General features: G+C 72.7%; 9 protein-coding genes. 1 reads left to right on the top strand and 8 read right to left on the bottom strand.

Translation table 11 applies throughout. The features are described 5' to 3' along the window. Positions 1–48: 48 nt before the first annotated feature. Positions 49–369: a helix-turn-helix domain-containing protein gene (locus E1298_RS37055; protein ID WP_131901786.1), complete on the top strand. Its 321-nt coding sequence runs from the start codon at positions 49–51 to the stop codon at positions 367–369. A 39-nt stretch (positions 370–408) separates the two neighbouring features. Here the strand turns inward: E1298_RS37055 and E1298_RS37050 are convergent, their stop codons facing one another. The 8 genes from E1298_RS37050 to E1298_RS48735 all read right to left on the bottom strand — a co-directional run. Next, positions 409–1,281: a hypothetical protein gene (locus E1298_RS37050; protein WP_131901784.1), complete on the bottom strand. Its 873-nt coding sequence runs from the start codon at positions 1,279–1,281 to the stop codon at positions 409–411. A gap of 504 nt (positions 1,282–1,785) precedes the next feature. After that, entirely contained in the window at positions 1,786–2,238 is a 453-nt protein-coding gene (locus E1298_RS37045) for a VOC family protein (RefSeq protein ID WP_131901782.1), read from the bottom strand. Further along, positions 2,235–2,807 carry a helix-turn-helix transcriptional regulator gene (locus E1298_RS37040; protein ID WP_131901780.1) on the bottom strand — a complete coding sequence of 191 codons (573 nt, stop codon included), beginning with the start codon at positions 2,805–2,807 and terminating at the stop codon, positions 2,235–2,237. Before E1298_RS37040 ends, E1298_RS37045 begins: the two co-directional genes overlap by 4 nt. 55 nt (positions 2,808–2,862) lie before the next feature. Further along, complete coding sequence (locus E1298_RS37035) at positions 2,863–3,438, bottom strand: GNAT family N-acetyltransferase (RefSeq protein ID WP_131901778.1); 576 nt, start codon at positions 3,436–3,438, stop codon at positions 2,863–2,865. Between the two features lie 74 nt (positions 3,439–3,512). Beyond that, complete coding sequence (locus E1298_RS37030) at positions 3,513–4,976, bottom strand: glutamate synthase subunit beta (protein WP_131901776.1); 1,464 nt, start codon at positions 4,974–4,976, stop codon at positions 3,513–3,515. A gap of 17 nt (positions 4,977–4,993) precedes the next feature. Further along, a complete protein-coding gene (gene gltB, locus E1298_RS37025; protein ID WP_131901774.1) occupies positions 4,994–9,550 on the bottom strand; it encodes a glutamate synthase large subunit in 4,557 nt (1,518 codons plus the stop codon). A gap of 85 nt (positions 9,551–9,635) precedes the next feature. Then, the gene (locus E1298_RS48740) at positions 9,636–9,782 is read right to left on the bottom strand and encodes a hypothetical protein (protein ID WP_165975859.1); all 147 of its coding nucleotides are present in this window, start codon (positions 9,780–9,782) and stop codon (positions 9,636–9,638) included. A 173-nt stretch (positions 9,783–9,955) separates the two neighbouring features. After that, positions 9,956–11,109: hypothetical protein (locus E1298_RS48735; protein ID WP_165975858.1), on the bottom strand; the 1,154-nt coding region annotated here is incomplete at its 5' end.

The following is an 11,109-nucleotide window of genomic DNA, read 5'->3' as shown; positions in this document are numbered from 1 at the left end:
AGGTCGCTCAGTGTCTGGTGGGCTCGGAGATGGGTATAAGAGGCAGGGGTGGCGGGGCGGGCGGCCGCCGCCGGGCCGGCCGATCCGCTGGCGCCCGCTGTGATGGCGGGTCTGGCGCGGCGGTCGGTGCGGGAGGTCTCGGACGATCTGGGGCTGGGCGAGCGGCAGTTGCGACGGCGTTCGCTGGCGGCGTTCGGGTATGGGCCGAAGATGTTGCAGCGTGTGTTGCGTTTCCAGCGGGCGTTGGGCATGGCGCGTGCCGGGGTGGGGCTCGCCGATGTCGCGTATGCGGCGGGTTATGCCGATCAGGCGCATCTCGCGCACGAGGTGCGGGATCTGGCGGGCGAGCCCCTCCGCGATCTGCTGTGAGGCCCGGACGGCTCTTTCGGGGTTCTCTCCGCCTGGGGGTCAGCCCTTGAGCCGCCCGTAGCTCTGGAGCGTCCTGAGCCGTTCGACGGTGATGTAGCCCCTCCATTCGGGTCGGGTGATCGGCGTCCAGATGAGGAAGTCGACGTCCCAGCCGCCGTCGTCGCCCTGGGCGTCGATGAGGGCGTCGAGGTGGGTGTCGATCACGTCGGCGGTGAAGAGGCGGCGGCCGAATCCTTCGGGCGCGGGGGCGAAGTCGAGGGGGGAGTGGTGCCCGTCCTCGACGGACGGGGCGAGGACGGCGGTGAGCGCGTCGCGGATGCGGGTGAACGCGGTCTCGGCGCGGTCGCGGTCGGGGACGTGGTCCAGGAAGGCGAGGATGGACAGGGCGTCGTAGGGGCCGGGTTCGGTGGAGCCGTTCTCCAGGTGGTTCCAGCAGAACGCGGTCGCGGGTTCGAGCCAGGGGTGGTCGGCTCCGGCCCGGTGGAGCCTGCCGGCGAGGGCTCCGGTGGGGTTGATGCTGCCCGGCGGGTTGTCGGGTGTCTGCCACCAGGGGCCGTGCGGGGCGTCCCGTACGGACGGCAGGACGAACGGCACTCCCCCGTCGTCGGCGGTGATGGATGTGAGGTAGTCGCCGATGCGCGCTACGGCGGGGTCGTCGTCGGCGCCGGCCTGGTGGAGGAAGTCCAGGGCGTGCTGGGCCGGGACGGGCTGGCTGGTTTCGCCGCGCAGGTCGGGTTCGAGTGCGTGGCCGTATCCGCCGTCCGGGTTTTCGTAGGGCCTGAGGGCGGCGAGAACGGGCGCGGCGGGTCCTGCGCGGAAGTGCAGGGCGAACCGGTGGCGGTCTAGGAGGCGGCCGTTGAGCCGCATGAACTCTTCGGCTCGGGCGAGGTCGGTGGCTTGGAGGACTTTCATGCCACCACGGTAGGGCGGTGCTGGAGAGCGGGTCTTGTAGGAATCGGACGCGGGCGGCGCCGGGGCAATGGGTGGGCCCGGCCACCCCAGCGGTGGGTGGCCGGGCCCCTGAGTCCCGCGTGCGATGTCACGGTGAGCCGTGGACCGCGGGCGGCGCGGCGATGCGGGGCCGTCGAACCGCCGCGTCGTCGCAGCGGCGGCCCGGTCGGCGCGCCGCTGTGACTTCTGGCGGAAAGTAGCCGACGGCCGCGTCCGAGCACAAGGGGGACGTCTGCGCCCGCCGTCGCGCGGCGGGCGGTGGCCATGGCCGGCGGGGGCTCGGTTCCGGACGGGACGCCGATCATGGTCTTCTGTGATCAGGGGCGGTCCCCCGCGTGGACGCGACGCGGGCGGCGCGGGCGCTCGGCGTGCGGGCGCGGGGGCTCCGGGCCCATTCTGGACGGCGTTTCGGTCCGGCCGGTTCGTCCGCCGGTTCATCCGGTCGCGCTCGGGCGGCGGGGACGGTCAGGTGCCGCAGTCGCCCCAGGAGGCGGTCTCGTCGAGTTCGTCGAAGGGCTGGGTGAGGCTGTACCAGTTGCCGGAGTCGTCGCGGAAGATGGCCTCGATGCCGTACGGGCGGCGCTCCGGCGGCTGGACGAACGTGACGCCCCGGGCCGTCAGCTTCTCGTAGGCGGCCTGGCAGTCGCCGGTGCTGAACGCGCCGGCGCCGAGGACGCCCTTGGCGATCAGGGCCCTGAGCTGTTCGGCGGACTCGGGGTCCAGCGAGGGCGGGCCGGCGATCATGAGTGCGAGGCTCAGGTCGGGCTGGTCGGGGGCGCCGACGGTGATCCAGCGCATCCCTCCTTCGCCGAGGGAGGTGTCGTCGCGGAGCTCCAGGCCGAGCTTGCCGACGAAGAACTCCTTGGCCGAGTCCTGGTCCAGGACCCAGGCGGTGGTCAGGCGGAGGCCGGTGATCATGTTCGTGCTCCCTCGTGGCGGACGTCTTCAGGGGCGTCTCGGGAATGGTTCCCGCTGGTCACGCTAGGGGGCGGGGCGTCCGGTGGCCTTCTCGAAAATTGCTGCCCCCGGCCGCTCCCCGGCCGTTCGCCCGTCTGGCGTCCAGGGGCGAACCCGCCCGCCCAGAACATGAGGAAGCAGCCGGGGATCGGGGGCGCGCCGGTGCGGCGGGCGCGCGCGCGGAACTCGGTGGGGGTCGTCCCGGTCAGCTCCTTGAAGCGGGTGCAGAACGTGCCGAGGCTGCTGAAGCCGACGAGCATGCAGATCTCGGTGACGGTCAGGTTGGCCGAGCGCAGCAGGTCCTGGGCGCGCTCGATCCGGCGCCTGGCGAGGTAGCGGCCGGGCGTCTCGCCGTACACGCCGCGGAACAGGCGGACGAAGTGGTAGCGGGAGTAGCCCGCGCGGGCGGCGACGGCGGCGACGTCGAGGGGTTCGGCCCATTCCCGGTCCATGGCGTCCTTGGCGAGCCGCAGCTGCCGCAGCAGCGCGGTGTCCAGCGTGGACGGCCTGGTGGGGGGTGCGGTTCCCATGTCCCGATGGTGGCACAGGAGCGCTGTTCCGGCGCTCGCGGCCGGGCGCTCCGGCTCAGCGGGCGCCGGGCCAGGGGCCCGGCGGGTTGTGGCCGAACGTGCCGGTCGCGACCGTGACGTCGTAGACGCGGAAGCCGCGCGCCTGGTAGTTGCGCAGGGCGGACGGCCCGTCGTTGGAGCAGGTGTTCAACCAGACCCGCTCGGTGGGCTTGCGGTCGTCCCACCGGTCGGCCAGGTCCCAGGCGCGGGACGTGCCGACGGTGAGCAGGCGGCCGCCGATCCCCTGGCCGATGAACGGGCGGACGAGCCCGAAGCAGGTGATCTCGACGTGGCCGTCCGGCTGCGGGTCGAGCTCCACGTAGCCGGCCGGGGTGCCGCGCACGTACGCGACCCAGGTCTCCACGCCCGGCCGCGAGAGCCAGTTGCGCCACTGGTCGTGGGACCAGCCGAGCCGGTCCGTCCAGTACCAGTCGCCGCCGACGGCGGTGTAGAGGTAGCGGCTGAGCTCGGGGCTCGGGATCTCCGCCCGGACGATGTCGAACTGGACCTCCGGTGCCCTGGCCGGGCGCAGCTCGTCGGAACTGAGCTGCTCCAGGTACCAGGTGGTCACCTCGATCTGGCGGGTCGGCATTCGGTTCCCCCTGTACACGACGACGCCGCGCCGCCGGCGGGACACCGGCGGCACGGCGGACGAACAACCACGGATCAGGCTATCGGACGCGCGGTGGGCGGAATCGGGTACGGCAGTTCCGTGCGGCCGCTGAGGTAGGCGTCGACCCCGTGCGCGGCGGCGCGGCCCTCGGCGATGGCCCAGACGATCAGCGACTGGCCCCGGCCCATGTCGCCCGCGGCGAACACCCCGTCCACCGTCGTCCGGTAGTCGCGGTCGCGGACGACGTTGCCGCGCTGGTCCAGCTCGACGCCGAGCCGGTCCAGCAGGCCCTCGCGCTGCGGGCCGAGGAAGCCCATCGCGAGCGTGACCAGCTCGGCCGGGATCTCCCGCTCGGTGCCCTCCACGGGCGCGAAGCCGGTCTGCGGGCCGCCGACCTCCACGAGCCGCAGCGCGCGGACGTTGCCGTCCGCGTCGCCGGCGAACGCGGTGGTGGAGACGGCGTACACGCGGTCGCCGCCCAGCTCGGCGAGCTCCTCGTGGGCGCTCTCGACCTTGAACAGCATCGGGTAGGTCGGCCACGGCTGGGCGTCGGAGCGGGTCTCCGGCGGCCGGGGCATGATCTCCAGCTGGGTGACCGAGGCGGCGCCCTGCCGGATCGCGGTGCCGACGCAGTCGGCGCCGGTGTCGCCGCCGCCGATGACGACGACGTGCTTGCCCTCGGCGGAGATCGGGGACGTGGCGAAGTCGCCCTCCTGCACCCGGTTGGCGGGCGGCAGGTACTCCATCGCCTGGTGGACGCCCTTGAGCTCCCGCCCGGGGACGGGCAGGTCGCGCCAGGCGGTGGCGCCGCCGGCGAGCACGACGGCGTCGTAGCGGCCGCGCAGCTCCTCGGCGGTGATGTCCACGCCGACGTTCACCGACGTCCGGAAGTCGGTGCCCTCGGCGCGCATCTGGGCGATGCGCCGCTCCAGGTGCCGCTTCTCCATCTTGAACTCGGGGATGCCGTAGCGCAGCAGCCCGCCCACGCGGTCGGCGCGCTCGTACACCGTGACGTCGTGGCCGGCGCGGGTGAGCTGCTGGGCGGCGGCGAGCCCGGCGGGCCCGGAGCCGATCACCGCGACCTTCCGGCCGGTCTTGACGGCGGGCGGCTGCGGGCGGACCCAGCCCTCCGCGAACGCCCGGTCGATGATCTCGACCTCGACCCGCTTGATGGCCACCGGTTCCTGGTTGATGCCGAGGACGCAGGCGCTCTCGCACGGGGCGGGGCACAGCCTCCCGGTGAACTCCGGGAAGTTGTTGGTGGCGTGGAGCCGCTCGATCGCCTCGTGCCAGTCCTTGCGGTGGACGAGGTCGTTCCACTCGGGGATGAGGTTGCCGAGGGGGCAGCCCTGGTGGCAGAACGGGATGCCGCAGTCCATGCAGCGGCTCGCCTGCTTCTCCAGCCGGTCCTTGCCGAAGTCCTCGTAGACCTCCGACCAGCTCCTGATGCGCACGTCGACCGGGCGGCGCTTCGGGAGCTCCCGCTGGACGGTCAGGAAACCCTTCGGGTCAGCCATGTAGGAAGTCCCCCTCTCTAGCTCTGCGCGGCGGCCATGACGGCCTCGTCGACGTCGCGTCCCTCGGCCTCGGCCTTGGCCATGGCCTCCAGGACGCGCCGGTAGTCACGCGGCATGATCTTGGTGAGGCGGGCGGCGGCGCCGTCCCAGTCGCCGAGCAGCCGCCGGGCGACCTCGGAGCCGGTCTCGGCCAGGTGCCGCTCGACCAGCGACCGGACGAACCGCAGGTCGTCCTCGTCGAGGGGCTCCAGGTCGACCATCTCGCCGTTGACCCGCTCGGGCACCAGGTCCAGCACGTAGGCGATGCCGCCGGACATGCCGGCCGCGAGGTTGCGGCCCGTGCGGCCGAGGATGACCGTGCGGCCGCCGGTCATGTACTCGCAGGCGTGGTCGCCGGCGCCCTCGACCACGGCGGTCGCGCCGGAGTTGCGGACGCAGAACCGCTCGCCGACGACGCCGCGGGCGAACAGCTCGCCGGAGGTGGCGCCGTACAGGATGACGTTGCCGCCGATGATCTGCTCCTCGGCCGCGAACGCCGCGTCCGCCGGGGGCCGCAGCGTCAGGCGGCCGCCCGACAGGCCCTTGCCGACGTAGTCGTTGGCGTCGCCGACGAGGCGGAGCGTGACGCCGCGCGGCACGAACGCGCCGAACGAGTTGCCCGCCGAGCCGGTGAACGTCACGTCGATGGTGTCGTCGGGCAGTCCGGCGCCGCCGTGCCGCTTGGTCACCTGGTGGCCGAGCATGGTGCCGACCGTCCGGTTGACGTTGCGGATCGGCAGTTCCAGCCGGACGGCGTCGCCGTAGGCGATGGCGCCCTCGGCGAGCTGGATCAGCGTGTTGTCCAGGGCCTTCTCCAGCCCGTGGTCCTGCTCGGCGACCCGGTGCAGGGCCGCGCCCGCGGCGCGCTCGGGGGCGTGCAGGATCGGGGCCAGGTCCAGGCCGGACGCCTTCCAGTGCTCGACGGCCTCGCGGGTGTCGAGCAGCTCCACGTGCCCGATCGCCTCGTCCAGCGAGCGGAAGCCCAGGGCCGCCAGGTACTCGCGGACCTCCTCGGCGACGAACTCGAAGAAGTTGACGACGAACTCGGGCCGGCCGGTGAACCGCTGCCGCAGGACGGGGTTCTGCGTGGCGACGCCCACCGGGCAGGTGTCCAGGTGGCAGACCCGCATCATGACGCAGCCCGACACCACCAGCGGCGCGGTCGCGAAGCCGAACTCCTCGGCGCCGAGCAGCGCGGCGACGACGACGTCGCGGCCGGTCTTCATCTGCCCGTCGGTCTGCACGACGATGCGGTCGCGCAGCCCGTTGAGCAGCAGCGTCTGCTGGGTCTCGGCGAGGCCGAGTTCCCAGGGCGCGCCGGCGTGCTTGAGGGAGGTGAGCGGCGAGGCGCCGGTGCCGCCGTCGTGCCCGGAGATGAGCACCACGTCGGCGTGCGCCTTGGACACCCCGGCCGCGACCGTCCCGACGCCGACCTCGGCGACGAGCTTGACGTGCACGCGCGCCGCCGGGTTGGCGTTCTTCAGGTCGTGGATGAGCTGCGCCAGGTCCTCGATCGAGTAGATGTCGTGGTGCGGCGGCGGCGAGATCAGGCCCACGCCCGGGGTGGAGTGCCGGGTCTTGGCGATCCACGGGTAGACCTTGTGGCCGGGCAGCTGCCCGCCCTCGCCGGGCTTGGCGCCCTGGGCCATCTTGATCTGGATGTCGTCGGCGTTGGTGAGGTATTCGGAGGTCACGCCGAACCGGCCGGAGGCGACCTGCTTGATGGCGCTGCGCCGCAGGTCGCCGTTCTCGTCCGGGACGAAGCGCCGCGGGTCCTCGCCGCCCTCGCCGGTGTTGGACTTGCCGCCGAGGCGGTTCATCGCGATCGCGAGGGTCTCGTGGGCCTCCGCCGAGATGGAGCCGTACGACATGGCGCCGGTGGAGAACCGCTTGACGATCTCCGATACCGGCTCGACCTCGTCGATCGGCACGGGCGCCCGGTCGCCCTCCCTGAGCCGGAACAGCCCGCGCAGGGTCATCAGCTTCTCGGCCTGCGCGTCGACCGTGGAGGTGTACTCCTTGAAGATCTCGTAGCGGCGGGTGCGGGTGGCGTGCTGGAGCTTGAACACCGTGTCCGGGTTGAACAGGTGCGGCTCGCCCTCGCGGCGCCACTGGTACTCGCCGCCGATCTCCAGCGTGCGGTGCGCGGCCTCGTTCCCGCCCGGCGGGTAGGCGCGGCGGTGCCGCTCGGCGACCTCGCGGGCCAGCACCTCGAAGCCGACGCCGCCGAGCCGGGACGTGGTGCCGGTGAAGCAGCGGCCCACGACCTCCTCGCCGAGCCCGATCGCCTCGAAGATCTGCGCGCCGGTGTAGGACGCGACCGTCGACACGCCCATCTTGGACATGACCTTCAGGACGCCCTTGCCGAACGCCTTCACCAGGTTCCGGGCGGCCTTCGCCGGCTCCAGGCCCTCGATGGCGCCGCCGCGGACGAGGTCCTCGACGGTCTCGATCGCCAGGTAGGGGTTGATCGCGGACGCGCCGTACCCGATGAGCAGCGCCATGTGGTGGCACTCGCGGGCCTCGCCGGTCTCGATCACCAGGCCGACCCGGGTCCGGGTCTTCTCCCGGATCAGGTGATGGTGGACGGAGCCGGTGAGCAGCAGCGACGGGATCGCGGCGCGGGCGGAGTCGGCGCCGCGGTCCGACAGCACGATGATCCGCGCGCCGGCGTCGATGGCCCGGCTCACCTCGGAGTTGATCTCCTCCAGGCGGGCCCGGAGGGCCGCTCCCCCGCCGGCAACCTCGTACAGGCCGTGCACGACGTGCGCCTGAAGGTGCGGCAGCGAGCCCTCGTCGTCAATGTGGATGATCTTCGACAGCTCGTCGTTGTCCAGGATCGGGGTCGGCAGCACCAGCCGCCGGCACGAGTCCGGGCCCGGCTCCAGGAGGTTGCCCTCCGGGCCGAGGGTGGACTGCAGCGAGGTGACCAGCTCCTCGCGGATCGCGTCCAGCGGCGGGTTGGTGACCTGCGCGAACAGCTGCTTGAAGTAGTCGAACAGCAGCCGCGGGCGTTCCGACAGCACCGCGATCGGGGTGTCGGTGCCCATCGACCCGATCGGCTCGGCGCCGGTCCGCGCCATCGGGGCCAGGATGATCCGCTGCTCTTCGAGCGTGTACCCGAACGTCTGCTGCCGCTTGACCAGCGTCTCGTGCGTCGGGATCTCCCGCTCGCGCTGCGGCAGCTCCTCGAACCGGACGAGGCCCTCGTGCAGCCACCGCCCGTACGGGTGCTCGGCCGCCAGCTCGGCCTTGACCTCGTCGTCCTCGACGATCCGCCCCTCGGCGGTGTCCACGAGGAAGATCTTGCCGGGCTGCAGCCTGCCCTTCCGGACGACCTTCCCCGACGGGATGTCGAGCACGCCGGCCTCGCTGGCCAGCACGACCAGGCCGTCGTCGGTCACCCAATAGCGGCCGGGGCGCAGGCCGTTGCGGTCCAGGACGGCGCCGACGAGCGTGCCGTCGGTGAAGCTGACGCTGGCCGGGCCGTCCCACGCCTCCATGAGGGTGGAGTGGAACTCGTAGAAGGCCCGGCGGGCCGGGTCCATCTCGGTGTGGTTCTCCCACGCCTCGGGGATCATCATCAGCACCGCGTGCGGCAGCGACCGCCCGCCGAGGTGCAGCAGCTCCAGGCACTCGTCGAACGAGGCGGTGTCGCTGGCCTCGATGTCGATCACCGGGTAGATCCGGGACAGGTCCCCGGGGATCAGGTCGGACCTCAGCAGCGCCTCGCGCGCCCGCATCCAGTTCCGGTTGCCCTTCACCGTGTTGATCTCGCCGTTGTGGGCGATGAACCGGTACGGGTGGGCCAGTTCCCAGGCGGGGAAGGTGTTGGTGGAGAACCGGGAGTGCACGAGCGCGATCGCGCTGGTGAAACGGCGGTCCGACAGGTCGGGGAAGAACGGCTCCAGCTGCGGGGTCGTCAGCATCCCCTTGTAGACGATCGTCCGGCTCGACAGGCTCGGGAAGTAGACGCGCACGTCCTGCTCCGCGCGCTCGCGCATGCAGAACACGGCGCGGTCCAGCTCCAGGCCCGTCTTGCCCTCGTGCGGGCCGCGCTCGGCCGGGGTGACGAACAGCTGGGCGAAGTCCGGCATGACCCGCCGCGCGGCGGGCCCGGTGAAGTCGGGGTCGTGCGGCAGCCCGCGCCAGCCGAGGACCGCCAGGCCCTCCTCGACGCAGAGCGTCTCGACGTGGGCGACCGCGGCGGCGCGCTCGCCGCCGTCCGCGGGCAGGAAGGCGATGCCGGCGGCGTACGCGCCGGCCTCGGGGAGCGCGAAGTCGCAGACCTCGCGGAAGAACGCGTCGGGGATCTGGACGAGGATGCCGACACCGTCGCCGTCGTCCGGCTCCGCTCCGACGGCCCCGCGGTGGTCCAGGTTCTTCAGGACGGTCAAGGCGTTCTGGACGATGTCGTGGCTCTTGCGGCCATGCAGGTCGGCAACGATGCCGACCCCGCACGCGTCATGCTCGTTCGCCGGGTCGTACAGCCCCTGGGGATGGGGGTGGCCCGGTGTGAGGGCAGCAGCAGCCATCAACCCTCCCGTCGTCTTCGTCGTGTCACTGCTTGATGTCAGTGCAGTCCCGGGACGACGTTGGCCCTGCTGCGGTGAGATGAGATTACATCACTGCCGGGATCATGCCCGACTGCACCGGATCGCGAAACTTCTCCGCGGCGATCGCCTGTGCGTCATCTCTGATTGGTTTAGACCAGGATACCGGCCGCCGCTCCGAGCCCAGGGCGCTGACCTCGGTGAGGATCATCACCGGGAGACGATGTTTACCGTGAAAAACGGAAACATGCCGGAAACGTCCGCGCCGGGCCACGGGCTCCGGAAGGCGCGCCGCCGGGCCGGTGAGCAGCCGCTCAGCGGGCCGTCGCTCAGCGCGGGCCGCTCAGCGGGCGGCGTTCGGCGGGCGGCGGCTCGGCGGGCCGGGGCTCAGTCGGCGGCCGCGGCCGCGCGGCCCAGGACCGACGGCGCCTTGCCGCCCTCGATCAGCAGCGACAGCAGCGTCTCGTCCGTCTCATCGCCCTTGCCGTCAAGGCGCCGCGCCCAGGCGACCACCGCGTAGTGGCCCTGGGCCAGGCCGCGCGCCATCCCGAAGCCCTGCCCGAACGAGGCCGACGCGGCGGAGCCCTCCAGCGGCCGGACGAAGCCGCCGCCGCGGCTGCGGTCCAGGGTCTCCACGAACCGGTCGGCGTCCGCCGACCCGGCCAGGTTGAACACCGCGACGGCCAGCCCGTACCCGCGCCCGGTGTCGGAGTAAACGCCGCGGGCCGCCTGCGTGCATCCGCCCCGCCTCAGGTCCGCCGCGACCGTCGCGCCCCAGATGGCGGCGTTGCAGTCGCCGTCCAGCCGCTTGGCCCGCAGCGTGAGCCGCACGCCGCCGCCGGGCACCGACACCGTCGCGGACGACTCCGGGAACGCCTCGCCGATCGTCAGCGGCGCCGCGTCCGAGGTGCGGGCGCTGATCGCGGCGTACGCGGCGGACGACGGCGAGCTGGAGTAGGAGGCGGGCGACGGGCCGCTCGTGGCGGGCCTGCCCAGCGCGGCGGCGGGCGCCGGATGCGCGGCGGACCCGTCCCCGCCGCCCAGGACCACGGCGGCCCCCGCCATGAGCACGATCGCGGCGAGCGCGGCGGCGGCCCCGAAGTAGAGCTTCGGCCCGACCAGGCCCGCCCCCCGTCCGGGCGGCCGCGGACCACGCTCGGGCCGCTGCGGGTCCGGGCGCGAAGCCCGCCCACTCCGCCCGGCCTTCTTGGCGCTCTTGGCGCTCTTGGCCTTGGCGCTCTTGGCTGGACGGCGCCGGGGAGCCGGGCGCTGGGGCTCCTCGTAGGCGGCCTCCGCGTATTGCTGCTCGCCATAAGGGGCGTCCGCATACTGCTGGTCGGCGTACGGGTCACCCGCGTACTCGGCGTCCGAATACTGCGCATCCGCGTATTGGGCGCCCGTGTACTGCTGATCCGCGTACTGCTGATCCGTGTACTGGGAGTCCGCGTAGGAGGCGTCCGCGTACTGGGCCTCCTGGTAGCCGCCCTCCGCGTACGCCCCGTCCTGATAGCCGGGGTCCGGGGAGGCGGGGTCCGGGTAGG

It is taken from the genome of Actinomadura rubrisoli (assembly GCF_004349215.1).
Taxonomy (GTDB): Bacteria; Actinomycetota; Actinomycetes; order Streptosporangiales; family Streptosporangiaceae; genus Spirillospora; species Spirillospora rubrisoli.
The sequence above is the reverse complement of the archived record's forward strand: the minus strand, read 5'-3'. Positions and strand labels throughout refer to the sequence as shown.